The following is a 25,167-nucleotide window of genomic DNA, read 5'->3' as shown; positions in this document are numbered from 1 at the left end:
ATGGGCTGGGCGCGACATCCGCCCCTACGGGGCGAGCACGTCCCCGCAGGATGCCCGCGGCGATCGGCGGGCATCCTCGTCGGCCACGACCGCCTCGGCCGAGCGAATGCGAAGCGCGGCGAGCTCCCCCGGCCCGAGCGCATCGCGACGCACCCAGTCGGTGACACCCGCCGGGCTCGTCGCGATCTTGTCGTAATCCGCGACGAGCCGCGGATCGGCGGAGAGCCCCGTCAACCGCGCCCAGTCCGGATTGAGCGTGAGGAATGTGGGGCGCACCTCGCGGAGGATGTGGGTACGCAGGCCGGCCAGGTCGCCCGCCGCCCAGAAACGCGCAATTCGTTCGTCCGCGAGCCCGACCACGTCGACCAGTCGCAGATCGCTGACGAGCGCGGCGCCGCCGAGGTCGGGCGCGGCCAGAACGGGATCGGGGACGTCGACGAGCTCCGCATAGGAGTTGATTGCCCACCCGGTGTTCTGGGCCACCAGGCAGAGCGGAGCGGTCGGGGCCGCGCGAAAGGCCCGGGCACCGTCGACCAATGCCAGCCCGGAGACGGCCGCTGCCGCCACCGCGAGCACGGCGACGACGAGCCGGCCGCGCGCCGCGAGCCGGGGCGCGGCCAGCCCGGCGGCGACCACCCCCGCGAGCGCCCCCAGCGGCCACACCGGCGTGGCGAACCGGAGTTGGCCCATCCAGTCCGGGGCCAGCACCCCGAAGGCCACCACGGCGAGTGCGAGCGGCACGAGCAGGACCACGAGCGCGCGGCGCCGGGTGTCGCGGCCGGCCAGTGCGGCCCCGAGGGCGGCGACGGCCAGCAGCGCCGCGGGCCAGCCGACGTAGGTCACGAGCTCGCCGGGTCGGGTGGCGGCGGCGAGGCCGGGCAGTCCCTGTGCCTTGGCGATCGCGGTGTTCGGCAGGTACTCCCCGAACACCGCGAGCCGCCAGGCCAGGTAGGCGCCGGTCGGCACGGCGAAGACCAGCAGGCTCAGCGCGGCGGCCCGCACGGCGCGCCCCAGGTCGGCGCGGTGCAGCAGCAGGAGCACCGCGAGCGGGAAGGCCCCGGCGTAGACCAGCCCGTCCGGGCGGGTGAGCGCCGCGAGTGCGGCGAGCAGCCCGCACCACACGGCGGTTACCGGCTCGAGCAGGCGGCAGGCGACGACCGCACGGACCAGGACGGCCGCGATCCCGGCCGCGGCGAGCGCCAGCAGCGCGTTCTCCAGCCCGGACACGGTCCAGATCACGAACGACGGCACGGCCGCGGTCACCAGGCCTGCGGCGGCGGTCACCAGCACGGGGCGGCGGGTCATGGCCGACGCCACGGCGTAGCAGCAGGCGAACACGCCTGCGACCAGCACCAGCGCCAAGAGCTTCGGGAACGCCACGTAGTCGGGCACCCCGAACCACGCACCGCGGTCGAACAGCCCGACCCAGCGAGCGACCACCAGGATGCCGAGCCACGCCGGGTTCGAGAAGCCCTCGACGGGGTCGGCCCCCGGCTGCAGGACCGGACCCGCCCCGGACGCGATCGACCGGGCGTACGCGAACGTGATCCCGGCATCGTCGACGATCCAGCGGCCGTAGAGCAGGGCGTGGGCACCGAACGCGGCCGTCGGCACCCCGACGGCCACGGCCACCCGCAGCCACCACGACGCCTGCGCGGGCTCGGCGGACACGGTGGCCACGCGCCGGGCCACCGGTTCCCGGTGGGCCACCGTCACGCGCCGAAGGCGTGGCGGGCCAGCGTGCGGACGCCGCCGAGACCGCCGTGCCGGGCTGCGGCCGGCAGCCGGGTGAGCGCGTTGATCCGCGACGACAGGTGCCGGCGAGCGGCGCGGGCGGCGCGCGGCCACCCGCGCGCGGCCATCCGGTCGGCGGTCTCCAGGAAGAAGGTGCGCTCCTCGGCGAAGCGCCTGCCGTCGGCGGCGTGCGCCGAGGACACCGAGGCGTCGTGGCGCCGGTAGCGGAAGCACGTGGTGGGCTCGATGAGCAGCGACTCGCCGTCGAGCACGAGGTCGAGCACGAGGGCGAGGTCCTGCACGACGTCGACGCCCTCGCGGAACCCGGTGCGCCGCAGCGGCTCGGAGCGCCAGCAGATCGACGGGAAGTACAGCCAGTTGCCCCGCAGCAGGCTCACCGCGAGCTCCTGCCCGGAGAGGATGGTGGCCTCGGTGACCCGCGGTGCGTAGACCCAGCGCTTGCCCAGGTCGACGAGCGAGCGCGCGGGCGCGCCGTCGGCGCCCACGACCTCGACGCCGGGCTGGATGATCGCGGCGTCCGGGTGTGCCGCGTGCGCGCGTCGCACGGTGCCGATGTAGCCGGGGAGCATGAGGTCGTCGTTGCCGACGAGCACGGCGAGCTCGTGCTCGACCAGGTCGACGCACCGCTGGAAGTTGCGGTTGATGCCCAGGTTGCGGGGGTTGAGCTGGTAGCGCACGCGCGCGTCGCCCAGGCCCGCGCACCACTCGGCGAGCGCGCCGTCGGCCGACTCGCCGGTGTCGTCGATGATCGTGAGCCGCCAGTTCGGGTCGTCCTGGGCGAGCACGCTGCGCACGGTGTCCTGCACCAGGTCCAGCCGCCCGTAGTGGGGCAGCATCACGTCGACGGTGAGCCCGGCGGTGGTCACCGAGTGCCGTCCTCGGCCCCCACCGACGTGCGGTCGCCGTCGCCGGTGGCCACGCTGACGATCTGCGCCGAGTGCAGCCCGCGCTCCTTGTTGATGAGCTCCGCCTCGCGGATGGCCACCGTGCGTGCCAGCTCGGTGTAGCGCCGGTCGACCACCCGGAACCGCTGGTACATGCTGAACATCCCGGCCATGAACGCCACGACCAGCGCGTAGAGCACGAGGTCGGTGCCACGCCCGACGCCGAGGAAGTGCGCGATCACCGAGAGGTCGTCCGGCCGCATCACGGCGTAGACGTTCGCCAGTGCGAACAGCACGAGCGCGATCCGCTTGCTCGCCTGCACGTAGATCGCGTGGGAGCTGCGGACGAAGACGTACATGATCGTCAGGACCGCGAGCACGAGGACGAACTGGATGAGCACGGCTGGTCAGCCTCCCCGGTGGCGGACGGACAGGTCGAAGAGGATGTTGACCCCGTTCAGCAGCGACTGGCCCTTGCTGCGGGAGTACTCGGTGTAGCGGATCGACACCGGGATCTCCCGCACCCGCCACTTCGAGCGCCCGAGGTACGAGACGATCTCCGAGGCGTGCGCCATGCCGTTCATGGTGATCTGCAGGTGGTCCGCCACCGGGCGGGTGAGCACCCGCAGGCCGTTGTGCGCGTCGGTGAGGCGCAGCTTGCGGCCCGCCGGGCTGAGCAGCACCGCGAGACGCAGCACGAGCCGCTTGATCAGCGGCACCGACTCGGCGTGGTCGGCGAACCGGGTGCCGAGCACCACGTCGACCGCGCCGGACCGGGCCAGGTCGACCATCGCGGCGGCGTCCTCGATCCGGTGCTGGCCGTCGGCGTCGTAGGTGACGAAGTACTGCGCGCCGGGCTGCACGCGGGCGTAGGTCAGGCCGGTCTGCAGGGCGGCGCCCTGGCCGAGGTTCACCGGGTGCCGCACGAGGTGGGCGCCGGTGCGCAGCACGGCCTCGGCCGACCCGTCACCGCTGCCGTCATCGACGCAGACGACGTTGGGGAAGACCGTCAGGACCTGCCGCACGACGGACTCGAGCACCGGCGCCTCGTTGAAGACCGGGATCACGACCCAGACGTCCTCGTTGCGCCTGCCGTCGACGGTGGTCACACCGGTCTCCTCCGGGTCGATCTCTCCTGGCATGGCCGCGCCAACCTACCGGCGCCCCGTGGCGGGGGGTGCACCCACGCCCGCGGATGGCGCGTGCAGCGCGCGGAGCACTCCGACCAGCAGTACGACGAGCACCACGAGCGGGCCGACGAGCTGGGCCACGAGGGCCGCGGCAATCGGCTCGGGCCCCACCACCAGTACCACGAGGAACACGATCGAACCCGCGATCCACCCGATCGTGACCGTACGTTGACGCGCGAGCGCGATCAGCGTGGGCTGCACGACGAGCGCCAGCATCATCACCAGCGTGGCCGTGCCGAGCAGGGCGAGGGTTCCCACCGACGGCCGGTAGGCGGTGTTGAACAGCCGCTCGGCGGCCCACGGGCCGAGCCACACGCACCCGGCCACCCCGAGCGCGCCGAGTCCGGTCACCAGCCCGAGCACCTGCCACAGCCGACGGGTCAGCTCGTCGCGACGGCCCATCGTGGCGGCCCTCGTGACCTGCGGCAGGAGCACCGCCTGCACCGGCGCGAACAGGAACAGCGGCACGCGGGCGAGCACGAACGTCGAGCCGAAGACGGCCGCAGCCACCAGGTCCTCGGGGGACCGGTAGGTGACGACGACCGGGGCGAGGTTCGCCAGCAGCTGGCTGAGCGCGATGGCCCCGGCGAGGTACAGCAGCGAGCGGCCCATGCCGTCGGGGGTGGGGCCGACGCCCGCAGGCGGCAGGTTGAGCGCCGGCCAGACGCTCAGCGCGGCGACCGCCGAGCCGATGGCGAACGCCAGGCCGTAGGCGGAGGGCTCCTCCAGGGCGGCCGCCAGCAGGGCGAGGCAGGGCAGCAACCGGACCGCGCCCTCGACGTAGAGCGTGCGCGCGTAGGCGGTGAAGCGCTGCTGCCCACCGAGCAGGCCCCGCGCCCAGTACACGGCCCCGGAGCCCGCGATCGCGACGAGCAGCGCGGCGAGCAGGCCCGGACGCCATTCGAGCACCCGGCCCAGCACGAGCGGCCACGCCACGAGCACGACCGCGACGAGCGCGGCGAACGACCACAGCGCCAGCACCCCGGCACGGCGGGCGACCGGGCGCAGCGGCTCCCCCCGGGCCGCTGCGGCGCTGACGGACCGGCTGGTCTCCTGCTCGAGTGCGGCGAACACGCCGGGACCGATGATGTTCACGAGCATGTACAGCGAGATGAGGGCGGTGAGCGCGCCCGCGTCGGCCGGGCCGTGGAACACGTGGCCGATCACCGCGACGAACGCGTAGCCCGCCGCACCGAGCACCCCGAGCCCCGCGGCGAGATGTGCCGCGGTGCCGAGCCGGCGGGCGGGGATCACGGGCCTACGGTAGTGCGCGCCGCTCCGTCAGATCCGGGCGAGGGTGACGAACTCGTTGTACGGGAACACGCGCCCCACCGGGCGCGGGAACGGGAACGAGTACTGCCGGGCCACCGTCAGACCCAGCGTGGCGCACAGGGCCGCGACCTCGGCGAACCCGCAGAACCGGACGTGGGTGGCGTCAGTGGCGTAGCCCCGCTCCTGCGGGGTGATCAGCACGACCTTGCCATCCTTGCGCACGAACGGCAGGTAGGTGGAGAGCAGCCCGACGGCGTCCTCCTCGGACATGTGCTCGACGACGTGCGCGGCGAGCAGGCTGTCGAACGCCCCCTCACGCGCGTGCGGGCCGGCGAGGAACTCCTCGGACGTGTACGCCTGCAGCCCGCGCTCCCGCGCCACGGCCACCGAGGCCGCGTTGTGGTCCACCCCGACCCCGGCCCCGCCGAGGTGTGCCAGGTTGCGCCCGAGCCCGCAGCCCACGTCGAGGGTGCGGCCGAGGTCGAGACGGCGGATGTTCCAGCGGTACGGCGCCTGCACGTCCAGCCATTGCTTCCACCGCGCCTGCTCCAGGTTCTTCAGGCGTTCGGCGTAATCGGGGACGTCGGTGCGCGGCCGACCCTCTGGAGCAGTCACGACCTCAGTGTGACGGCCGGACCACCATCCGTCCGCGGCCACCCCCACATGGAGCAGTAGGGAATCTTGCACGAACGGCACGCCCGTACAGCTCTGTCGGACGAGAGTGCCGTTCGTGTGTTCCGGTGGGCCCGGCGGCTACCATCCCGCCGTGCGCGCGGTAGTGACCGGCGGGGCCGGGTTCATCGGGTCCAACCTCGTGGACTCCCTGGTCGCCGACGGCGCCGACGTCCTCGTGCTGGACGACCTCAGCCACGGCTCCGCCGCCAACCTGGCCGGCTCCCCCGTCGCCGAGCTGGTGGAGCTCGACGTCCGGGACGGGGCGGCCGTGCACCGGGCCGTCACCGGCTTCGCGCCCGAACTGGTGTTCCACCTCGCGGCGCAGATCGACGTGCGGAAGTCCATGGCCGACCCGGCCACCGACACCGCGATCAACGTCCTCGGTTCGGTCAACGTCTTCTCCGCGGCGCTGGCGGCGGGTGCGCGGCGGGTGGTGAACACGTCCACCGGCGGGGCGATCTACGGCGAGACCGACGTCGTCCCGACCCCGGAGACGACGCCCACCGACCCGCTCTCGGCGTACGGGCTGGGCAAGCGCACCGTCGAGCGGTACGGCAGCTGGTTCCGCCGCAGCCACGGGCTCGACGTCGTGACCCTGCGCTACGGAAACGTGTACGGACCCCGCCAGGACCCGCGCGGCGACGCGGGCGTCATCGCGATCTTCTGCGACCGGGTGCTCGCGGGGAAGCGACCCACCGTCTTCGGGGACGGCAGGCAGACGCGCGACTACGTGTACGTCGGCGACATCGTCGCCGCCAACCGGGCGGCCGCCGCCGCGACGGACCTCCCGCACGAGGTCTACAACGTCGGCACCGGCACCGAGGTGGACGTGCTCACCCTCGCCGAGGCGGTGGCCGCGGCGGCCGGCGTGGCCGACTTCGCGCCCGAGTTCCGGCCTGCGCGGCCGGGTGAGGTCCAGCGCAGCTGCCTCGACGTCACCCGCGCCCGTGCCGAGCTCGCGCTCCCCCCGCCGACCGGTCTGACCGACGGGCTGCGCACCACCCTCGACTGGGTCCGCACGCTCTCCGGGGAGCCCTCGGCATGACCGAACTGCGAGTCGAGGAGACGTCGATCCCCGGCCTGCTGCACATCGACCTCGTCCTGCACCACGACGGCCGCGGCTGGTTCAAGGAGACGTTCCAGCGCGCGAAGCTCGAGGCGCTGGGGTTCCCGCCGTTCGAGATCGTGCAGAGCAACGTCTCCTACAACGCCGAGGTGGGCGTCACGCGCGGCATCCACGCCGAACCGTGGGACAAGTTCATCTCGCTGGCGCACGGCAGGGCGTTCGCCGCGATCGTGGACCTGCGGGCGGGGGAGTCGTTCGGACGGGTGGAGACGTTCGAGCTGCACCCGGGCAACGCGATCTTCGTGCCGCGCGGCTGCGGCAACTCGTACCAGACGCTCACGCCGGACGTCGTGTACTCGTACCTGGTGAACGAACACTGGACGCCGGACGCGCGGTACACGCTGATCCAGGCGTTCGACCCGGCGCTGGGCATCGAGTGGCCCATCGGAGCGGACGAGGCGATCCGCTCGGACAAGGACCGCGGCCACCCACCGCTGGCCGCCGTCGCCCCGGTGGGGGCCTGACGTGCGGGTACTGGTGCTCGGGGCAGGCGGCCAGGTGGGGCGGGCGCTCGTGGCCGCGCTGCCGAGGGTCACCGCGCTGCGGCGGTCCGACCTCGACATCGCCGACGCCGCGAACGCCACGATCGACTGGGCGGCCTACGACACGGTGGTCAACGCGGCAGCGTTCACCGACGTGGACGGCGCCGAGACCGTCGAGGGACGCATCGCGGCGTGGCGGGCCAACGCCGCCGGTCCCGCCGCGCTCGCCGCCGTCTGCCGGCGCACCGGCTCCACGCTGGTGCACCTGTCCACCGAGTACGTGTTCGACGGCCGGTCCGCCCTGCCGTACCGCGAGGACGCACCGGTGGCCCCGCTGTCGGTCTACGGCGCGTCGAAGGCCGCGGGCGATCTCGCCGTGCAGACCGTCGAGCGGCACTACCTGGTGCGACCGAGCTGGGTGGTGGGTGACGGCCACAACTTCGTGCGCACGATGCTCCGGCTGGCCGAGAAGGGCGTCGAGCCGTCCGTGGTGGCCGACCAGATCGGGCGCCCGACCTTCGCCACCGACCTCGCGTGCGCGATCGTGCACCTCGTGGCGAGCGGCGCCCCGTACGGCAGCTACCACGTGACGGGCGGGGGCGAGCCGGCGTCGTGGGCGGAGGTCGCCCGGGCCACGTACGCCCTGGCCGGGCACGGCGACCTGCGGGTCACCGACACCACAACCGCCGAGTACTTCGCCGACAAGCCGCACGCGGCCCGCCGCCCGCGCAACAGCGTGCTCGACCTGTCCCGGGCCGCCGCCGCAGGCGTGGCGCTGCCGGACTGGCGCGAGCGGCTCGCGGAGTACGTCAGCTCGTCCGCTTCTTGAGCGGCTCCCACCAGCCGCGGTGCTCGGTGTACCAGCGCACGGTGGCGGCGAGACCGTCGTCGAACGACACCCGCGGGGCGTAGCCGAGCTCGTCGGCGATCTTGGTCCAGTCCACGCAGTAGCGGCGGTCGTGGCCCAACCGGTCGGCCACGGGCTCGATCATCGACTCGTCGGCGCCCACGGCGGCCAGCAGCCGCATCGTCAGCTCCTTGTTGGTGAGCTCGGTGCCGCCGCCGATGTTGTAGACCTCGCCGTCGCGGCCCTTCTCCGCCACGAGCTGGATGCCGCGGCAGTGGTCGTCGACGTGCAGCCAGTCGCGGACGTTGAGCCCGTCACCGTAGAGCGGCACCTTCTTCCCGTCGAGGAGGTTGGTGACGAACAGCGGGATGACCTTCTCCGGGAACTGGTGCGGCCCGTAGTTGTTCGAGCAGCGGGTGATGCAGACCGGGAGGCCGTGCGTGCGGTGGAAGGAGCGGACGAGCAGGTCCGACGAGGCCTTCGACGCCGAGTACGGCGAGTTCGGTTCGAGGGGGTGGTTCTCGGGCCACGCGCCGTCGTCGATCGAGCCGTACACCTCGTCGGTGGACACGTGCACGAACCGCGAGACCCCGCGTTCCAGCGCCGCCTGCAGCAGCACCTGCGTGCCGACGACGTTCGTGGAGACGAAGTCGGCGGCCCCGGCGATCGAGCGGTCGACGTGCGACTCGGCCGCGAAGTGCACCACGACGTCGGTGCCGGTCATGACCTCCGCGACGACGTCCGGATCGCGGATGTCGCCGCGGACGAAGTGCAGCCGCGGGTCGGCGGCGCACTCGGCGAGGTTGGTGAGCGTGCCCGCGTAGGTGAGCAGGTCCAGCACCACCACGTCGGCGTCGGCGTAGGCGGGGTACGCGCCGGCGAGCAGCGACCGCACGTAGTGCGAGCCGATGAAACCCGCCCCACCCGTCACCAGGACCTGCACCGCGCTCCTCCTAGCCGGCGAACGACTTCGCCACGTCCATCACGTACTCGCCGTAACCCGACTTCGCCTGCCGCTCGCCCAGCGCGTAGCACGCCGCCGGGTCGATGAAGCCCATCCGCATCGCGATCTCCTCGATGCACGCGATCCGCACGCCCTGGCGATTCTCCAGCACCCGCACGTACTCGCCCGCCTCCAGCAGGGACTCGTGGGTGCCGGTGTCCAGCCAGGCGAATCCGCGGCCGAGGTCGACCAGGCGGGCGGTGCCGCGCTCCAGGTAGGCGCGGTTGACGTCGGTGATCTCCAGCTCACCGCGGGCCGACGGGGTGAGCCCGGCCGCGATCTCGACGACGTCGTTGTCGTAGAAGTAGAGCCCGGTGACCGCGCGGTTCGACCGCGGGTGCTGCGGCTTCTCCTCGATCGACAACAGCCGGCCGCCGTCGGCCTCCGCGACGCCGTAGCGCTCCGGATCGCGCACGGCGTACCCGAACAGCACGCAGCCCGCATCGCCCCCGCTGATCTCGGCGATCGAGCGCTGCAGCAGGCCGGAGAAGCCCGGCCCGTGGAAGATGTTGTCCCCGAGCACCAGCGCGGCGGGGTCGGACCCGATGTGCTCGGCGCCGATCACGAACGCCTCGGCCAGCCCGTTGGGCGCGGGCTGCTCGGCGTAACCGATGGAGAGGCCGAGCTCACCGCCGTCGCCGAGCAGCCGCTGGAACGCCGGGACGTCCTGCGGGGTGGAGATCACGAGGATGTCCCGGATCCCGGCCAGCATCAGCACCGACAGCGGGTAGTAGACCATCGGCTTGTCGTAGACGGGCAGCAGCTGCTTGGACACCGCGCGGGTGATCGGGTGCAGCCGCGTGCCCGACCCACCGGCCAGGACGATTCCCTTCATCCGGGCGCCTTCGCCCGGCTCACACGTAGACGGCGAGCGTGAGCGTGCCCACCCACAGCACCGCCAGCACCTGCAGCACGCGGTCGCCCAGCGCGATCTCCTCCGGCTCGCCACCGTTGCCCGAGTCGACGTCCACGGAGTAGCGCAGGACGGCGATCACGAACGGCACGATCGAGATCACCGACCACATCTGGTTGTGCCGTACGACGCCGATGTCAAAGGCCCACAGCGAGTACGTGGTGATCAGCACGGTGGCCGACAGCGCCCACACGAACCGCAGGTAGGACGACGAGTAGCTCTCCAGCGACTTGCGGATCTTCGCGCCGGTGCGCTCGGCGAGCATCATCTCGGCGTACCGCTTGCCCGCCACCATGAACAGCGAGCCGAAGCCCGCCACCAGCAGGAACCACTGGGACAGCACGATGTCGGTCGCGGCGCCGCCCGCGATCGCCCGCAGCAGGAAGCCGGACGCGACGATGCAGATGTCGAGCACCGCCTGGTGCTTGAGCCAGAAGCAGTAGCCCAGCTGCACCGCGATGTACACGGCGAGCACGACGGCCAGCTGGACGCTGGCCAGGAAGCTCAGCCCCAGCGAGCCCAGCAGCAGCACGGCCGCGACGGCCATGGCGAGCCCGGGCGGGACGATGCCCGCGGCGATCGGCCGGTTGCGCTTCGTGGGGTGCGCGCGGTCGGCGGCCACGTCGTTCGCGTCGTTGATCAGGTAGATGCCGGACGCGGCGATCGAGAACGCCGCGAACGCCACGGCGAGCTCGACGACGATGCCCTCGCGCGACAGGTCGCCGCTCGCGAACGGCGCGGCCAGCACCAGTACGTTCTTGACCCACTGCCGGGGCCGCATCGTGCGCACCACGCCCCGCGCCACGCTCACGGGCGTGCGGGGCGGCGGCACGGCCTGTTCGGTCGGCACGTCGGTGCTGGTCATCGCTGTTCCTTCCGGATGGCCCTGCGTGCCGCCAGCGCGACGGCGGCGCCGAGCGCGGAGCCCGCGAGGACATCTGTGGGGTAGTGGACGCCGAGCACCATCCGCGAGAGCGCCATCGACGGCACGAGCGCGGCGGCGAGCGGCTTGCGCAGCAGTGCGCCGAACAGCACCGCAGCGGCCGTTGTGGAGGTGGCGTGCGCCGACGGGAAGCTCAGCCTGCTCGGCGTGCCGACGTGGACCTGCACCCGCGGGTCGTCCGGCCGCGGCCTGCGCACCACGCGCTTGACCCCGACCGACGCACCGTGGGCCACGGCCACCGCGGCGGTGGCGGCGATCCAGTCGCGGCGGCGCCTGCGGTCCACCAGCGCCCCGATCGCGCCCATGGCGAGCCAGCCCGCGGCGTGCTCGCCGAAGAACGACATCCCGCGGGCGACCCGCACCACGGGCGGGCGGCCCAGCGCACCCTGCACCGCCTCCAGGACGCGCACCTCGCCCGCGGCCGGTGCGACGTCGACCGTGCCGTCCGGGTCGAGGACCGGGGCGGCGTGCGGGACGGGGCGGTCGAGGAGCTCGGCCACAGGTGGGGCCTCCAGTACGGCGTGGCGGGCGGTGTGCCCGCGTGATCCGTGCGGCACGGCGCCGCACTGAGTGCGCTGTCGTCGCCCGATGCTACGCCCGGTCACCGTGCGTAGCCGGGTGTGGGCGGAACCGTGTCAGAACCAGCGCTCCAGGACGAGCGCCAGACCGTCCTCGGCGTTGCTCGCCGTGACCTCGTCGGCGGCGTCGAGGAGCGCCGGGTGGGCGTTGCCCATCGCGACGCCGTGGCCGGCCCAGCGCAACATCTCCAGGTCGTTCGGCATGTCGCCGAAGGCCACCACGTCGGCGGCGGGCACGCCGTGCCGCCGCGCCACCTCCGCGAGGCCGGTGGCCTTCGTGACACCGGGCGGGGAGACCTCCACGAGCCCGCGCGGGTGCGAGAACGTGAGGTCGGCCTCGTGACCGATCACGGGGGTGAGTGCGGCGACCATCGCGTCGCTGGACAGCCGCGGGTCGCGGATGAGCAGCTTCACCGCCGGCCTGCCCAGCAGCGCGGAGCGGTCGGCCGCGACCCCGTCGCCGTCGACCCAGGCGTGCCGGTAACCGGGCTCCGCGACGAACGGCGCACCGGGGTCGACCCGCTCCACCGCCAGGCGGGACCCGGGCAGCGTCTCCGTGGCCGCCGCGGCGACCCGCGCGAGCGTGTCCGGGGCGAGGGTGCTGGCCCACAGCACGCGGTCCTCCCCGGCGTCGTAGAGCACGCTCCCGTTGGCGCACACGGCGAGCGACGCGACGTCCAGCTGCGCCACGACCGGCGGGATCCACCGCGGCGGCCGCCCGGTGACCAGCACGAACCCGACGCCGGCCGCCACCAGCCGCTCGACGACGGCGACCGCACGCGGCGACACCCGCTCGTCGGGGTCGAGCAGGGTGCCGTCGACGTCGGTGGCGACGAGGCGGGGCGGTTGCACCCGTCCAGACTACGTTCGCGCCGCCGCCGTGCTTCAGAGCCGCACGGGCATCAGCAGCGAGACCGAGCGCGGCGACTCCGTGGTGATGGCCAGGGGCGTGATCGGGCCGTCGAGGGCCAGCAGGAGCTGCCCGCCGCCCGCGTCCAGGGCCTCCAGGAGGAACTCGCGGTTCACCGCGACGCCCGGGCCGTCGGTGACCCGGATGCCGTCCGGTCCGCCCTCCAGGACCGTCACCTCGTACTCCGTGCCGTCGCGCCGCATCCGGCGCGCCGGGGCCGCTGCCACCGCGGCACGCAGGGCGGCGCCGTCGACCGGCACCGGGCGGCCGCCGGCGGGCAGCAGCCTGCGGTAGTCGGGGAACGGCTCCGCGATCGGCTCGCCGCGCAGCACCTCGCCGGCGGCCGTCACCTGGACGGAGCCGCCCGCGACGGTCACCGAGACCGTCCCGGCTGCCGGGATCCGGTCGACGAGGGCCACCGGCAGCACGGCCTCCACCGGCGGGCCGTCGAGCGCTCCGACGGGCGTGGTGGCGGTGGCGAGCCGGTACCGGTCGGTGGCGACGAGGGTGAGGGCGTCCGGCGTGATGTCGAACAGCACGCCGGACAGCATCGGGAGCTCCGGGTCGGAACCGACGGCGAACCGGACGGCGCGCACCGCGGCGGCCAGTTCGGGGCCGCGGACGGTGACGGTGGTGGACGGCACGGGATCCTCCTGTGCGACGAGCGATCGGACGGAGGAGAGCTCGCGGCGGGCGTCGGCCAGCCCCTGTTCCAGGCGGCGCAGGTGCCGGTCGAGCAGTGCGTCGACGGTGGCCGCGTCGTGCCGGTGGGCCAACACCTCCCGGATCCCGGCCAGCGGCATCCCGACCCGGCGCAGCGATGCGACGAGCCGGGCGAGCACCACCTGGTCCGGCGTGTAGTACCGGTAGCCGGTGGCCGGGTCGACGCGCGCGGGCGTCAGCACCCCGGCGCCGTCGTAGAAGCGCAGCGCGCTGACCGAGAGGCCGCTCTCGCGGGCCATCCGGCCGATCGCGCGTGCCCCGTTCGAGCTCTCCACGTCACCGACCCTCGTGCCTCGACATGGTCGAGAGTCAACCCGACGCACCCGCGGGTAGTCCCAGCCATGGCCGACGAACGGAACCTCCTCCAGACGCTGCTCGACCGCGCCGGGACCACCTACGCCGAGCAGGCCGGGATCCGGCTCAAGGACAGCCCCGCGCCGCTCTACCGCCTGCTCGTGCTGTCGGTCCTGCTCTCGACCCGCATCAAGGCCGACATCGCGGTGGACGCCGCCCGCGCGCTCGCCGACGCCGGGATGGGGACGCCGGAGAAGATGCGCGACGCCTCGTGGCAGGACCGCGTGGACGCGCTCGGGCGGGCGAGCTACAAGCGCTACGACGAGAGCACCGCCACCGCGCTCGGCGACGGCGCGGAGCTGCTGCGTCGCGAGTACCGCGACGACCTGCGGAGGCTGCGCGACAGCGCCGACCAGGACCCGAAGCGGATCCGGGAGGCGCTCACCGGATTCCCGCGCCTCGGCCCGGTGGGCGCGGACATCTTCTGCCGCGAGGCGCAGGACGTCTGGCCCGAGCTGCGCCCCGCCATCGACGGCAAGGCGCTCGACGGCGCGCGCCGCGTCGGGCTGCCCGCCGACCCGGGCGCGCTGGCGCGCCTCGCCCCCGGTCCGGAGCTCGCCCCGCTGGCCGCGGCGCTGGTGCGGGTGGCGCTGGACAAGTCCGTCGCCGACGAGGTCAGGGCAGCTGCCTGAGCTCAGAGGATGGCGACCGCCACCACGAGGCCCAGTGCGAGGTGGGCCGCCGAGACGACGAAGGCCTGTGCCTGGATGCGCTCGGCGGCGAGCACCGCGCCGATGTCGATGCCCGTGACCCACTCCAGCAGCCGCACGCCGCCGATCTGCGCCACGATCCCGACCAGGCCGAAGATCAGCGAGGCGAGCAGGCCCTCGAGCAGCCCGCCGGTCGACGTGTAGATCGCGACCACCACGATGAACGCCATGCTCACCATGCCGGCGGCGGTGACCACCACGGCGTTGGGGAGCCCGTCGCGGACCAGCCGGTTGAGCTTGCCCGGCGTGGTGATGTCGACGGCGTAGAAGCCGAGCAGCATCAGCAGGACGCCGAGGACGGCGTAGAGCAGGATCGCGCCGATGCCGCGGCCGATCACCTCGCCGAAACCCGGACCGATCTGGGCGAGCGTCACGAGAACCTCCATCAAGCGTCCAGGGAGCGTCAGGTTGGGGGGATGCGGTGGGGGACGAACGCCGCGCCGTCGTCGGTGACCAGCCCGACGGTCTCGCGGATGCCCAGCCCGGCCGCGGTGTCACCGACCACCCACGCACCCAGCGCGGGACGGTAGCCGTCGAACTCCGGCAGCGGGTCGAAGAGCTGGTAGACGTACCCCTCCTCGCCGTACACACCACCCGTCTGGTGCTCCATGCCGGGCGCGACGATCGAGATGTTCGCGCCCTCGCGGCCCAGGCGCGGCTTGCGGACGTACTCGGTGAGGAGCCCCGGCTGGTCGAGGTAGGCGGGGAGCAGGTTGGGGTGGCCGGGGTACATCTCCCACAGCACGGCGAGCAGCGCCTTGTTCGACAGCAGCGACTTCCACAGCGGCTCGATCCACAGCGTCTCCGGCAGGCTGCGGACGACGCTCTTGCCGAACTGGTCGGTGAGCGCCCACTCCCACGGGTAGAGCTTGAAGACCGCCGCCATGGGCGCTTCCTCGAGGTCGACGAACCGGTCCAGGGCGGCGTCCCAGCCGATGTCCTCGATGGCGAGCCCGACCGTGTCCAGGCCGGCCTCGGCCGCCGTCTCCTGCAGGTAGCCGGCGGTGACGTGGTCCTCGCCGGTGGTCTCGCTACCCGACCAGGTGAAGTGGATCTCGCTGCCCGGCAGCCTCCCCTTGATCTGCGACCAGCGCTCCACCAGCGACTCGTGCAGGGAGTTCCACTGGTCGTCCTCGGGGTGGACGTCCTTCAGCCAGTACCACTGCAGCAGCGACGCCTCGAGCAGCGTGGTGGGGGTGTCGGCGTTGTACTCCAGCAGCTTGGCCGGGCCGCCGCCGTCGTAGCGCAGGTCGAAGCGGCCGTACACGTGCGGGTCGCTGCGCTTCCACGACGCCGCCACGGCCTCCCAGCACCACTCGGGGAGGGCGAAGTCGCGGTACCGCTCGGTGGTGACGACGTGGTCGACGGCTTCGAGGCACATCCCGTGGACCACCTCGACGTCGGCCTCGAGCGACAGGACCTCGTCCATCGAGAAGGAGTAGTGGACCGACTCGTCCCAGTACGGCCGGGGCCCACCGTCGGCGCCGCGGCCCGGGGTGTTGAAGACCATGCCCTGCTCGCGGACGATGCGTTCCCAGCCGGACCGGGGCTCGCCGGTGTGCCGTTCCATCTACGAGCCGCTGCTGGAGGAGCCGCCGGACACGCCGAGGCCGCCGCGCGACACGCTGCTGCTGCCGGAGGAGAAGGTCTTGCCGGACGAGGTCGTGATGCGGGTTCCCTCCCTGGGCACCGTGGTGGTGCCGCCCTGCACGTGCTGGCCGATGGAGCCGCTGCCGCCGTAGGTGTAGTGGTACTGCCGGCCGCCGCCCCCGATGAAGATCGGGTAGAAACCGCCGCCCCCGTAGTAGCCGCCACCGCTCGCGCTCGCCGGTGTGACGCAGTTCGAGTCGTCGACGATCACGCCGTCCTCGCCGACGCACTGGGCCTGCACCTCGTCGTCGGGCTGCGCCACCGAGTACCCGATGGCGATCAGCGCGACCACGCCGACGGTGACACCGGCGCCGATCAGGATGCGCTTGCGCTTGCGCGCCGAACGCTCCCGGTCCTCGGCCTCCTGGCGCTCGGCCTCCTCGGCGCGCCGGGCCGCGACCTCACGGGCGCGGCGCTCGGCCAGCGTGGGCTCGCGCGGCGTGGTGCTCTCGTCCTGGAACCGCATCCGGCCCCGCGCGCTCTCCTCCGGAGCCGGTGCACCGTCGGGCTGCTCGTCCGGTCCCCCGGCGCCGTCGGTCCTCTCGTCGGGCACGCTCATCCCCCCTTCGGCCGTGCTCCCGGGCCGGTGACAGGTCCGTCCCGCGCGCCGAACCGTACCTGGACACCACCCACCGGCAAACGCTGACGCTCGCAGCACGCCGACGACCGATGGTCGCGCAGATCCACCCCGCCCCCTGGACGTGACCCCAGGTAACGGCATGATGACGGCCGACATGGACCGACTGACCGCTCCCCACGGCCGGCCCCCGATGCCGCAGAACGCAGGTGCCCCGCACCTCCGTCCTGCACGGCGTCCGGGGGGTGCGCCCACCGTCGTCGTGCCGAACGTCAACCGCCTCGCCGCCGCGCGTGCGGCGGCGTTCAGCGACGTCGGTCCCGCCGCCCGCACCGGCCGACACAGCGTCCCGGCCCCGTCCGCGCGTCCGGCGCCCCCTCCGCCACCGCCGTCGCGCACGCCCGAACCACGGCTCGTCCGCCGCATGGTCATCGGCGTCCTCGTCGGCTCGCTCACCATGCTCGGGGTGGCCACGCTCGACTCGTTCGCCGGCGCCACCGTGCCCGTGCTGGGCACGCTCGCGGCGCTCCCCGCGGCAGCCGGCTCCAGCGCGCACGAGGTGCCCCCGCCGCCCGCCACCCCCGGCACCTGCCTGATGTGGAGCCGCCCGGACGCCGCCGACACGGAGGTCGTCGACTGCGCCCAGCCGCACCTGTTCGAGCAGGCCGGCTCGGTCACGCTCGCGAGCGACATGGCGCTGCCGGACGACCGGCAGTGGCGCCAGCTGGTCAACGAGCGGTGCGAGCCCGTGGTGGTCGACTACCTGCGCGGCAAGTACGACCCGGACGGCCGCTTCCGCGTGGGCGCGCTCAAGCCGTCGGCGTCCAAGTGGGCGGACGGCGACCGCGAGCTGCGGTGCGGCGTGCAGAGCGCGTCGCGGTCCGGCGCGCTCCTCCCGCTCTCGGGTCGCGCCGCCGAGTCCGACCAGGCGGCCGTCCAGGAGCCGGGCACCTGCCTCGCCATCGACGGACGCACGATCGGCGACCCGGTCGACTGCACGGGCCCGCACGCCGTCGAGACCGTCGGGGTCGTCGACCTCTCGGAGAAGTTCCCCGATGCGTTCCCCGCCGTCGGTGACCAGGACGCGTTCCTGCAGCCCCAGTGCGCGGAGATCGCCGGCAAGTACGCGGGCGACGCCGACGCGATCTCGGACAAGGGCCTCACGGTCTACTGGGACAACATCACCGAGGAGTCCTGGAAGGCCGGCAGCCGCAAGGTGAACTGCAACCTCGCCGCGCTCCTGCCCGACCGGAGCGGGTTCGCGCCCGTCACCGGCCCGGTGAAGGGTGACGTGGTGGTGGGCGACGAGCCCGCCCCGCCGGCCACCAGCACCCCGGGCTCCCCGGTGCCGAGCACGCCGGCACCCCCGACGGACGGCCCGCCCGCCGAGGAGCTCCCGACGGCGACGCCGACCCCGGCCCCCACCAGCGAGCCCCCGGCCGACGAGAAGCCCGAGAAGCCCGAGAAGCCGACGGCCACCCCGGCCGCTCCCCAGAAGCCGGAGGAGCCGGAGAAGCCCGAAGCGCCTCAGGCGACCCTCCTCCCGGCGCCTGCCGACGCGGGTCCGTGACGTCGCGGGCGGCCGCCCGGGTCCACCCGGCGGCCGCCCCTCGGTGCGAGTATCGACGCGTGGACATGACGCGGCGCCAGTTCGAGGAGCTCGTCTCGGACGCCCTCGACACCATCCCGCCCGAGCTCACGGCGGCCATGGACAACGTCGTGGTGCTGGTCGCCGACCGCCACGACACCGATCCCCGCCTGCTGGGGCTCTACGAGGGCGTGGCGCTCACCGAGCGCACGTCGCAGTACGGCGGCGTGCTGCCCGACCGGATCACGATCTACCAGGATGCCATCCTCGACATCTGCGACGACGAGGACGACGTGGTGCACGAGGTGGCCGTGACGGTCGTGCACGAGGTGGCGCACCACTTCGGGATCGACGACGAGGCCCTGCAGGAGCTCGGCTGGGGCTAGTGCCCCGAACAGGACCCTCCTAGCCGGGCGTGCCCCCCGCGGTGACGTCGCCCGCGACGGGCCGTGCCCCGTCCCAGTGCTCCAGCGCCCAGCCCCCGTTCTCGGGACGCAGCACGACGAGCCCGGTGTTGGGCAGGAACCGCGTCTCCGCGGTGTCGCCGAGCAGGGCGGCCGCGGCGAGGCGGATGGCGGCCCCGTGGCTCACGAGCACGACGTCGCCGCGCGCGCCGTCGAGGATGCGGTCCAGGGTCGGCAGGAACCGGTCCCGGACGTCGTGCGCGGACTCTCCGCCGGGGAGGCGGGCGTCCAGGTCGCCGGTCCACCACGCGTTGTAGACGGCCATGAAGCGCTCCAGGGCCGCGCGGCCGGATCGGCCCTCCAGCTCGCCGCAGAACACCTCGTGCACGCCCTCGGCCACCTGGACGTCCAGGCCGTGCGCCGCGGCGACCGGCGCCGCCGTCTGCTGCGTCCTGATCGCCACCGAGGCGTACACCGCGCTGACCGGGTCGGCGGCGAGCCGCCCGGCCAGTGCCGCCGCCTGCGCCTGGCCCTGTTCGTTCAGGGGGGCGCCCGGCGGGCGGGTGTCGAGCACGTGCCCCGCGTTCGCCGCGGTCTGCCCGTGCCGCGCCATGACGAGGCGGAGCGCGCTCACGCGGCACCCCCCGCCCGCAGGGCCTCGAGCCACTTCTGGGCGGCCGCGAACCGTGCGGCGTCCGTGCCCCCGATCGGGAGCGGGGACGTGCTGGGGGCCGCCGCCGACCCGCCGTTGCCGGCCCGCGGGTAGGAGCCGAGGAACCGGACGCGGTCGGACCTGCGGTGCAGCGCGGCGAGCGCCTCCCCCATGGCCGGTTCGGCCACGTGGCCGGTGCAGTCGAGGTGGAACCAGTACTCGGCGTGCCGGTCCTTGATCGGCCGGGACTCGATCCGCGTGAGGTCGATCCCGCGCACGGCGAGCTCCGTGAGCAGGCCGAGCAGCGCGCCCGGCCGGTTCTGGGTGGTGGCGGCGAGCGATGTGCGGTCGTGCCCGGTGGGCGCGGGCGGCGGCCCGGGCGGGGACACGAGCGCGAACCGGGTGACCGCGCCCGCGTTGTCGGCGATGTCGTCGGCGAGGATCGCCAGCCCGTGCTGCTCGGCCGCGAGCGGCGCCGAGACGGCCGCGTCGAACTCGCCCCTGGCCACCTGCGCGGCGGCCTCCGACGTCGACGCGGACGTCAGCACCGTGGCATGCGGCAGCCGCGCGGCGATCCACTCCCGGGTCTGGGCGATGCCGTGCGGGTGGGACGCGACCGTGCGCACGTCGCCCAGGCCCGTACCCGGGCGCACCAGCAGCGCGAACCGGACCGCCAGCACGGCCTCCCGCACGATCACAAGCGGCGGGTCGGCCACGAGACCGTCGAGCACCGCCGGAACCGCGCCTTCCACCGAGTTCTCGATCGGGACGCAGCCGAGGTCGGCGGACCCGTCCCGCACGGCGGCCAGCACGGCGGGCGAGCCGGTGACGGGGACGAGGTCGGCGCCGGCGGCCTCGGGCATGGACCGCAGAGCCTGCTCGGTGAAGGTGGCGCGCGGCCCGAGGAACGCAATGCGGGTCACGTCGGCGACCCTACTGTGGGCCCATGGGCAACCCGACTCTGGTGCTGGTGGCCGTCGACGCACCGATGGCACGGGCATGGCGCGCGCTCGCCGAGGGGCGCGCCGGGCTCGTCGTGCACGAAGGCTCGATCACGGATGTGGACGTCGACGCCGTGGTGAGCCCGGCCAACTCGCTCGGGATCATGGGCGGCGGCATCGACGCCGTCTACGCCCGCTGGTTCCCGGGCATCTCCGACCGGGTCCGCTCGGCGTCCGGGGGCGAGCTGCCGGTCGGTGAGGCCGTGATCGTGCCGACCAGCATCGAGCGCCCGGCGTGGCTCGTGAGCGCGCCGACGATGAGCAGGCCAGGCACGCGGCTCCCGGCCGACGGTGCCGCCGCCCGCGCCGCCGCCGGGGCCGTGCTGCGGCTCTGGCGCGACGGCACCCTGCCCGACGGCACCCGGGTGCGCGACGCGGTGCGCACGATCGCCCTTCCCGGCCTGGGGACGGGCGTGGGTGGGCTCTCCCCCGAGGTCTGCGCCGACCAGGTCGGCGCGGCGTGGGACGAGGTCCTCGGCGACGCCTGAGCGTCAGGCGAGCAGGCCGAGCCCGGCGAGCTGGGCGGCCGGCACGGGCTCGGGGTCGGCGCCGCAGCGTGACAGGAGCCCTCGCACGCCCTTGACGGCGCGCTCGGACAGGCCGCTGATCTCCCTCGCCAGCCCGGCGCCGTCGCTGGACTCGAGCGCCTCGCGGACGTCGCCGCCGCCCAGCGCCCGCGCGACGCCGAGGAGCAGGTTGAGGATGCCGTGGCGCCGCGGGTCGTCGTGCTCGCTGCGCACGACCTGGCGCAGCCCCAGCGTGGTGAACGGCCTACCGGTGTCGACGACCACGTGCAGGAACTCCTCCACCTCCGCGACCGACGGCACGTCGGAGGCGCGGGGACCGCCGCAGCGCAGCTTGGGTGCGCACCCGTGCTCCGCGACGCGGCGCACGGCACCCAGCCAGGCGCTGATCTCAGCGGGCTCGATGCCGGCCGGCCTGCGCGGCTCGACGACCGCCACGACGTCCTCCGGCACGAACTCCGACACCCGCTCCAGCCAGATCGCGTCGACGTCGGGCGGGGCCGCGGTCTCGACGGTGCGCGGCGTCACCAGGCTCGACCGCGAGAAGACCGTGGAGAGCGCCTTCGGCACGGCGCCGAGCCCGGTGTCGACCACCAGCGACACGTCGACCGGGCGCGACGGCACCGAGCGGGCCAGCTCCTGCACCAGCGAGGGCAGCCTCGACACCGGGCAGACGAGCTGCCCGACGAGTCCGCCGTACCGCCCGTCGCGTGCGCTCAGGTACCGCGATACGACGGCGTCCACACCGGGCGCCACCGACCGCGGCTGCAGCAGGCTGGTGTCGTCGACCAGCTGCGCGAAGAGCGGTGGGATGGCCCAGGGATCCGCACCGGCCGCCGTCGTCACGGTTCCAGACGCTAACGGGTGGGCTCCGGCGGCGTGACAGCGGCCGTGGGTTCGCGCGCTGGACACCCGCGTGAGCGCCCTATAACTTAGGCTCACCTAAGTCACGGAGGTGTCTCGTTGGGATCCACCCGGCCCCGCCGACCGCCCGCTCCGTCGGCCGCCGAGCGCGCCCGCAGCATCGCCGCCCGCGGCGGCACGGCGAGCCTCGTCGGCACCGGCGCCCCCCAGGCCGCGCCGCTCGTGCACCACGTCCGCGCCGACGGTTCCGCGATGCTGCTCCTGGACGACGACGAACCCGTGCTCGCCGCGATCCGGAGCGCGCAGGGCGGTGAGTTCGCGGCGATGCTCGAGATCACCGACCACGCTCCGGTCGAGCTCCGGGAGCCCGTGCGCGGCCTCCTGTGGATCACCGGCCGGCTCCGGGTGCCGGAGCCCGACATCGCCCGGCGGATCGCGCTGCAGGTGGCCGACGTGCGCCCGCAGGAGGACCTGCTGCGGCTGGGCCACGGCGCCACCCTCGTGCGGCTCGACCCGGGGTCCGCCGTGCTGTCCGACGCGGAGGGCACCGCCGCGCTCACCCCCGTCGACCTGGCCGCCGCATGGCCCGACCCGTTCTGCCGCTACGAGGGCCACTGGCTCGCCCACCTCGAGGCATCGCACCCGGACGTCCTCGACGTACTCGCGCGGCACCTGCCGCCTGCCCTGCGCGACCTGCGTGACACGCGGCTGCGGCCGCTCGGCATGGACCGCTACGGTCTGCGCCTGCGCCTCGAGGCGCCCGGCCGCGACCACGACGTGCGGATCGCGTGGCCCGAGCAGGTCACCACCGTGGAGGAGCTGCGCAGGCAGATGCAGCGCCTGGTCGGCTGTCCGATGCGGCGGGGCGTGGACGTCGACCCGTTGGGTGGGAGCCGCCCCGCTGGGTGACGGGCGGCTAGCTGACGGGGGACTGCCCCGCGCGCACCCGGTGGGTGACCCGGCGCTCCGCGATGAACGACGCCACCGGGATGGTGCCCGCCACCAGGATCAGGAGGGCGTCGAGCGGCTTCCACCGCCCGCGCTCGGCCAGCAGCAGGGTGCAGACGATGTAGATCATGTAGAGGAAGCCGTGGGTGACGCCGACGACGGCCACCAGCTCCGGCTGGCCCCAGATGTACTTCAGCGGCATCGCCACCAGCACGAGGACGAGCAGTCCGACGCCGGTGACCCAGGCGGCGATGCGGTAGGCGATCAGGGCGATCTCGATCGGCACGGTGTCTCTCAGCGGTCGGAGTTGCGTGCGGCCAGCTCGGCCAGCATCTGGTTGTAGGCGACGAGCTCGGGGTCGTCGTCCACCGGTGGGGGTGCGGCGTCGCGCGGGCGCGGGCCGAACGGCGACGGAGCGTCGGGGGGCGTGGCCGCGCGCGGCTCCGGCACGGACGGGGCGGCCTCCACGGCGGGCACGGCCTCGTCGGGCGCCGGGGCGGCCTCCTCCAGCTTCGCGGCCTCCATCCGCAGCATCCGCCACCACATCACGCCGAAGAACACGGCGAAGAGCGGCCACTGCAGCCCGTACCCGACGTTCAGCGCGCTGCCCATGGCGGATCCTGCGCGCTGCCACTGCCAGGCGGCGAGGAAGCCGCACGTGACCATCGCGCCGAGCGTGACCACGTGCCAGACGATCCACCTCGGGGAGAGGATCAGCCGGCGCACGGGAACGAGGGTACCCGCCGGGTAACGTCCGCGACCGTGCCCCGCTCGACGTCCCTCCGGGACTGGATCGCCCCGCCGCCACCCGGAACGTCCCCGTTGACCGACCCGCGGGCCCGCCGGCTCGTCGGGTTGGAGGTGCTGGTCGTCCTCACGGTGACGCTGGGGCTGTCCGCGGTGCGCAGCGGTCTCGCCCTGCTCGACGCGGTGATGCAGCCGGTGCCCCTCAACGAGCAGCAGGTCGCGCTGAACGCCCCCGCGGCGCAGGTCGGGCTCATCGACCTCGCGCTGCAGCTCACGCGGGTGCTCCAGCTGGTCGGATGGGGCGCGCTGGGCGCCTACCTGCTGCTGCGCGCGGGCTTCGCGATGCGGCACGTCGGGCTCGACCGGCGCAGGCCGGGCCGCGACGCGCTGGGCGCTGCGGGTCTCGCCGCGCTGATCGGCGTGCCCGGGCTGGGCCTGTACCTGTTCGCCCGCGCGATCGGGGTGAGCGTGACGATCGCGCCCACCACGCTCACCGACACCTGGTGGCGGATGCCGGTGCTGCTGATGTCCGCCGCCGCGAACAGCTGGGCCGAGGAGGTGGTGATGGTCGCCTACCTGATCACGCGGCTGCGCCAGCTCGGCTGGTCCGAGAACGGGTCGCTCGTCGCCCAGGCCCTGCTGCGCGGCGGCTACCACCTCTACCAGGGCCTCGGCGGGTTCTTCGGCAACATCGTCATGGGGCTGGTGTTCGGCCGGGTGTGGCAGCGCACCAACCGGTTGTGGATGCTGGTCGGCGGCCACGCCCTGATCGACGTCGTGGCGTTCCTCGGCTACGCGGCCCTGTCCGGCCGGGTGGCCTGGCTCCCCTGACCCCCGCCCACCAACTGCGGTGCCGGCGCGCGTGTTGGTGGGCGAGCGGCTAGCGGAGGGTGATCTGCTTGCCGGCGAGGGCGTCGCGGGCGCGGCGCTCGGCGTCGGTGAGCGGGGTGTCCTCGGCGAGCGCGGCGTCCAGCCGCTCGGCGAAGGCGGAGAGGGGCTCGCTCCACTCCTTGGCGTGCAGCTCGCGGTCGAGGTCCCACACGGGCACGAGCAGGCCGTGGGCCCGGAACGACCCGGCGTAGCGGGCGTCCTCGGCGAGCGCCAGCTCGCCACGGGCCTGCAGCCGGGCCAGCGCCGCGAGCAGGGCCTCCTCCGGCTCCGGCCGCACCCACCGCAGGTGCGCCTTCGAGCCCGTGTCCACCCAGTACGCGGCCCGGACACCCGGTGCAGGCACCGCCTCGGTGGGCATGATCGCCTTGTTGGCCCGTTCCAGCGAGGCGGTGACGTCGGGGCCGGGCTCGGAGCCGTCCTCGGACGGCGGGATCCACCACCCGAAGTCGGCGTGCACGGTGACGTCGAGCGTGGCCTCCGGGTCGAGCACGTCCTGCAGGCGCACCAGCTCGCCGGTGACGCCGGGACCGACCACCGGCAGCGCCGTGCCCGGCTCGGCCGCCCGTGCCCAGCGCAGCGCCTTGGCCAGGTCGGCCGACAGGTCGCCGGAGTGCGCCTGCACCTGCATCCCGATGAGGATCGAGCCGTCAGGGCGCACGAGGGCGGCCGCGGCGCCGGGCAGCACCGTGGCGAGCGTGACCGGGGCGTCGGCGGGCTCGCGCAGCGGCAGCGGCGCGGTGGCCGACGGCAGGAACTCCCGCATCGCGACCAGGTCGCACTCCGCCGCGAGGCCGTCGAACGGCCGGATCACGATGACGTCGTCACCGGCGCCGTGGCAGGCCTTGTACCGCTTGCCCGAACCGCAGGGACAGGGGCGGCGGGGGTTCTCACCCGCGGGCGCCGCCGTCTTGGCACGTGTCTTCTTGGCCATGGTGCCGACGACGGTAGCGGGTGCC

At 74.0% G+C, this 25,167-nt stretch carries 30 protein-coding genes; 9 read left to right on the top strand and 21 right to left on the bottom strand.

Annotated elements, in window-relative coordinates:
• Positions 1–24: 24 nt before the first annotated feature.
• From ABEA81_RS21770 to ABEA81_RS21745, 6 genes are read right to left on the bottom strand one after another with little or no spacing between them, the layout of a single operon-like run.
• The gene (locus ABEA81_RS21770; RefSeq protein WP_345607106.1) at positions 25–1,716 is read right to left on the bottom strand and encodes a hypothetical protein; all 1,692 of its coding nucleotides are present in this window, start codon (positions 1,714–1,716) and stop codon (positions 25–27) included.
• A complete protein-coding gene (locus ABEA81_RS21765; RefSeq protein WP_345607105.1) occupies positions 1,713–2,621 on the bottom strand; it encodes a glycosyltransferase family 2 protein in 909 nt (302 codons plus the stop codon). The genes ABEA81_RS21770 and ABEA81_RS21765 overlap by 4 nt, the downstream gene beginning before the upstream one ends.
• Positions 2,618–3,040, bottom strand: coding sequence for a DUF2304 domain-containing protein (locus ABEA81_RS21760; protein WP_345607104.1), 423 nt, complete (start codon positions 3,038–3,040; stop codon positions 2,618–2,620). Before ABEA81_RS21760 ends, ABEA81_RS21765 begins: the two co-directional genes overlap by 4 nt.
• Before the next feature lie 6 nt (positions 3,041–3,046).
• Positions 3,047–3,748 carry a glycosyltransferase family 2 protein gene (locus tag ABEA81_RS21755; protein ID WP_345607103.1) on the bottom strand — a complete coding sequence of 234 codons (702 nt, stop codon included), beginning with the start codon at positions 3,746–3,748 and terminating at the stop codon, positions 3,047–3,049.
• 45 nt (positions 3,749–3,793) lie between these two features.
• Positions 3,794–5,083: a lipopolysaccharide biosynthesis protein gene (locus tag ABEA81_RS21750; protein WP_345607102.1), complete on the bottom strand. Its 1,290-nt coding sequence runs from the start codon at positions 5,081–5,083 to the stop codon at positions 3,794–3,796.
• A 27-nt stretch (positions 5,084–5,110) separates the two neighbouring features.
• Positions 5,111–5,716, bottom strand: a complete 606-nt coding sequence (locus ABEA81_RS21745) for a class I SAM-dependent methyltransferase (RefSeq protein ID WP_345607101.1) — start codon at positions 5,714–5,716, stop codon at positions 5,111–5,113.
• A 151-nt stretch (positions 5,717–5,867) separates the two neighbouring features.
• On the opposite strand from ABEA81_RS21745, the gene ABEA81_RS21740 reads away from it, so the two are divergent.
• Genes ABEA81_RS21740 through rfbD form a run of 3 tightly spaced genes read left to right on the top strand, consistent with a single transcriptional unit; the run spans position 5,868 to position 8,213 of the window.
• The gene (locus ABEA81_RS21740) at positions 5,868–6,821 is read left to right on the top strand and encodes an NAD-dependent epimerase/dehydratase family protein (RefSeq protein WP_345607100.1); all 954 of its coding nucleotides are present in this window, start codon (positions 5,868–5,870) and stop codon (positions 6,819–6,821) included.
• Positions 6,818–7,366 (top strand): dTDP-4-dehydrorhamnose 3,5-epimerase family protein, encoded by a 549-nt coding sequence (locus ABEA81_RS21735; protein WP_345607099.1) that lies wholly within the window; start codon positions 6,818–6,820, stop codon positions 7,364–7,366. The genes ABEA81_RS21740 and ABEA81_RS21735 overlap by 4 nt, the downstream gene beginning before the upstream one ends.
• A 1-nt stretch (position 7,367) precedes the next feature.
• Positions 7,368–8,213, top strand: a complete 846-nt coding sequence (gene rfbD, locus ABEA81_RS21730) for a dTDP-4-dehydrorhamnose reductase (protein WP_345607098.1) — start codon at positions 7,368–7,370, stop codon at positions 8,211–8,213.
• On the opposite strand, the gene rfbB is transcribed toward rfbD, so the two are convergent.
• The 6 genes from rfbB to ABEA81_RS21700 all read right to left on the bottom strand — a co-directional run bounded on the left by rfbB (position 8,194) and on the right by ABEA81_RS21700 (position 13,576).
• The gene (rfbB, locus tag ABEA81_RS21725) at positions 8,194–9,174 is read right to left on the bottom strand and encodes a dTDP-glucose 4,6-dehydratase (RefSeq protein ID WP_345607097.1); all 981 of its coding nucleotides are present in this window, start codon (positions 9,172–9,174) and stop codon (positions 8,194–8,196) included. The genes rfbD and rfbB overlap by 20 nt on opposite strands.
• A gap of 10 nt (positions 9,175–9,184) precedes the next feature.
• Positions 9,185–10,069: a glucose-1-phosphate thymidylyltransferase RfbA gene (gene rfbA, locus ABEA81_RS21720; protein ID WP_345607096.1), complete on the bottom strand. Its 885-nt coding sequence runs from the start codon at positions 10,067–10,069 to the stop codon at positions 9,185–9,187.
• A 19-nt stretch (positions 10,070–10,088) separates the two neighbouring features.
• Positions 10,089–11,012, bottom strand: coding sequence for a decaprenyl-phosphate phosphoribosyltransferase (locus tag ABEA81_RS21715; protein ID WP_345607094.1), 924 nt, complete (start codon positions 11,010–11,012; stop codon positions 10,089–10,091).
• On the bottom strand, positions 11,009–11,647 hold the full coding sequence (locus tag ABEA81_RS21710) for a phosphatase PAP2 family protein (RefSeq protein WP_425570629.1): 639 nt from the start codon (positions 11,645–11,647) through the stop codon (positions 11,009–11,011). Before ABEA81_RS21710 ends, ABEA81_RS21715 begins: the two co-directional genes overlap by 4 nt.
• Positions 11,648–11,725: 78 nt before the next feature.
• Entirely contained in the window at positions 11,726–12,520 is a 795-nt protein-coding gene (locus tag ABEA81_RS21705; RefSeq protein WP_345607093.1) for an HAD family hydrolase, read from the bottom strand.
• 33 nt (positions 12,521–12,553) lie between these two features.
• Entirely contained in the window at positions 12,554–13,576 is a 1,023-nt protein-coding gene (locus ABEA81_RS21700) for a DNA polymerase III subunit beta family protein (RefSeq protein ID WP_345607092.1), read from the bottom strand.
• Between the two features lie 66 nt (positions 13,577–13,642).
• On the opposite strand from ABEA81_RS21700, the gene ABEA81_RS21695 reads away from it, so the two are divergent.
• Positions 13,643–14,287 carry an endonuclease gene (locus ABEA81_RS21695; protein ID WP_345607091.1) on the top strand — a complete coding sequence of 215 codons (645 nt, stop codon included), beginning with the start codon at positions 13,643–13,645 and terminating at the stop codon, positions 14,285–14,287.
• Between the two features lie 2 nt (positions 14,288–14,289).
• On the opposite strand, the gene ABEA81_RS21690 is transcribed toward ABEA81_RS21695, so the two are convergent.
• Genes ABEA81_RS21690 through ABEA81_RS21680 form a run of 3 tightly spaced genes read right to left on the bottom strand, consistent with a single transcriptional unit; the run spans position 14,290 to position 16,568 of the window.
• Entirely contained in the window at positions 14,290–14,751 is a 462-nt protein-coding gene (locus tag ABEA81_RS21690; protein WP_345607090.1) for a DUF350 domain-containing protein, read from the bottom strand.
• Positions 14,752–14,768: 17 nt separating this feature from the next.
• Entirely contained in the window at positions 14,769–15,935 is a 1,167-nt protein-coding gene (locus tag ABEA81_RS21685) for a glutathionylspermidine synthase family protein (protein WP_345607088.1), read from the bottom strand.
• The gene (locus ABEA81_RS21680) at positions 15,936–16,568 is read right to left on the bottom strand and encodes a hypothetical protein (RefSeq protein WP_345607087.1); all 633 of its coding nucleotides are present in this window, start codon (positions 16,566–16,568) and stop codon (positions 15,936–15,938) included. It abuts the gene before it with no gap.
• Between the two features lie 286 nt (positions 16,569–16,854).
• Here ABEA81_RS21680 and ABEA81_RS21675 point away from each other — a divergent pair, with 286 nt between their 5' ends.
• Both ABEA81_RS21675 and ABEA81_RS21670 read left to right on the top strand, forming a co-directional pair.
• The gene (locus tag ABEA81_RS21675; protein ID WP_345607086.1) at positions 16,855–18,162 is read left to right on the top strand and encodes a septum formation family protein; all 1,308 of its coding nucleotides are present in this window, start codon (positions 16,855–16,857) and stop codon (positions 18,160–18,162) included.
• A 65-nt stretch (positions 18,163–18,227) separates the two neighbouring features.
• The gene (locus ABEA81_RS21670; protein WP_345607213.1) at positions 18,228–18,566 is read left to right on the top strand and encodes a metallopeptidase family protein; all 339 of its coding nucleotides are present in this window, start codon (positions 18,228–18,230) and stop codon (positions 18,564–18,566) included.
• A gap of 19 nt (positions 18,567–18,585) precedes the next feature.
• Here the strand turns inward: ABEA81_RS21670 and ABEA81_RS21665 are convergent, their stop codons facing one another.
• Complete coding sequence (locus tag ABEA81_RS21665) at positions 18,586–19,218, bottom strand: histidine phosphatase family protein (protein ID WP_345607085.1); 633 nt, start codon at positions 19,216–19,218, stop codon at positions 18,586–18,588.
• Positions 19,215–20,159 (bottom strand): prephenate dehydratase, encoded by a 945-nt coding sequence (gene pheA / locus ABEA81_RS21660; RefSeq protein ID WP_345607084.1) that lies wholly within the window; start codon positions 20,157–20,159, stop codon positions 19,215–19,217. The genes ABEA81_RS21665 and pheA overlap by 4 nt, the downstream gene beginning before the upstream one ends.
• Positions 20,160–20,182: 23 nt before the next feature.
• Here pheA and ABEA81_RS21655 point away from each other — a divergent pair, with 23 nt between their 5' ends.
• Positions 20,183–20,725: a macro domain-containing protein gene (locus ABEA81_RS21655; RefSeq protein WP_345607083.1), complete on the top strand. Its 543-nt coding sequence runs from the start codon at positions 20,183–20,185 to the stop codon at positions 20,723–20,725.
• A gap of 3 nt (positions 20,726–20,728) precedes the next feature.
• On the opposite strand, the gene ABEA81_RS21650 is transcribed toward ABEA81_RS21655, so the two are convergent.
• On the bottom strand, positions 20,729–21,607 hold the full coding sequence (locus ABEA81_RS21650) for a hypothetical protein (RefSeq protein WP_345607082.1): 879 nt from the start codon (positions 21,605–21,607) through the stop codon (positions 20,729–20,731).
• A gap of 117 nt (positions 21,608–21,724) precedes the next feature.
• Here ABEA81_RS21650 and ABEA81_RS21645 point away from each other — a divergent pair, with 117 nt between their 5' ends.
• Complete coding sequence (locus ABEA81_RS21645; protein WP_345607081.1) at positions 21,725–22,534, top strand: DUF2470 domain-containing protein; 810 nt, start codon at positions 21,725–21,727, stop codon at positions 22,532–22,534.
• Between the two features lie 7 nt (positions 22,535–22,541).
• Here the strand turns inward: ABEA81_RS21645 and ABEA81_RS21640 are convergent, their stop codons facing one another.
• The gene (locus ABEA81_RS21640) at positions 22,542–22,859 is read right to left on the bottom strand and encodes a DUF3817 domain-containing protein (RefSeq protein ID WP_345607080.1); all 318 of its coding nucleotides are present in this window, start codon (positions 22,857–22,859) and stop codon (positions 22,542–22,544) included.
• A gap of 8 nt (positions 22,860–22,867) precedes the next feature.
• On the bottom strand, positions 22,868–23,299 hold the full coding sequence (locus ABEA81_RS21635; RefSeq protein ID WP_345607079.1) for a WASHC3/CCDC53 family protein: 432 nt from the start codon (positions 23,297–23,299) through the stop codon (positions 22,868–22,870).
• 36 nt (positions 23,300–23,335) lie between these two features.
• Here ABEA81_RS21635 and ABEA81_RS21630 point away from each other — a divergent pair, with 36 nt between their 5' ends.
• A complete protein-coding gene (locus tag ABEA81_RS21630; RefSeq protein ID WP_345607078.1) occupies positions 23,336–24,151 on the top strand; it encodes a CPBP family intramembrane glutamic endopeptidase in 816 nt (271 codons plus the stop codon).
• Between the two features lie 49 nt (positions 24,152–24,200).
• On the opposite strand, the gene ABEA81_RS21625 is transcribed toward ABEA81_RS21630, so the two are convergent.
• Positions 24,201–25,142, bottom strand: a complete 942-nt coding sequence (locus ABEA81_RS21625) for a DUF5926 family protein (protein ID WP_345607077.1) — start codon at positions 25,140–25,142, stop codon at positions 24,201–24,203.
• Positions 25,143–25,167 lie beyond the last annotated feature (25 nt).

The sequence above is a fragment of the Pseudonocardia adelaidensis genome (assembly GCF_039543345.1).
GTDB lineage: Bacteria > Actinomycetota > Actinomycetes > Mycobacteriales > Pseudonocardiaceae > Pseudonocardia > Pseudonocardia adelaidensis.
Note: the sequence above shows the minus strand (reverse complement) of the source record. Positions and strands in the feature narration are given on the sequence as shown.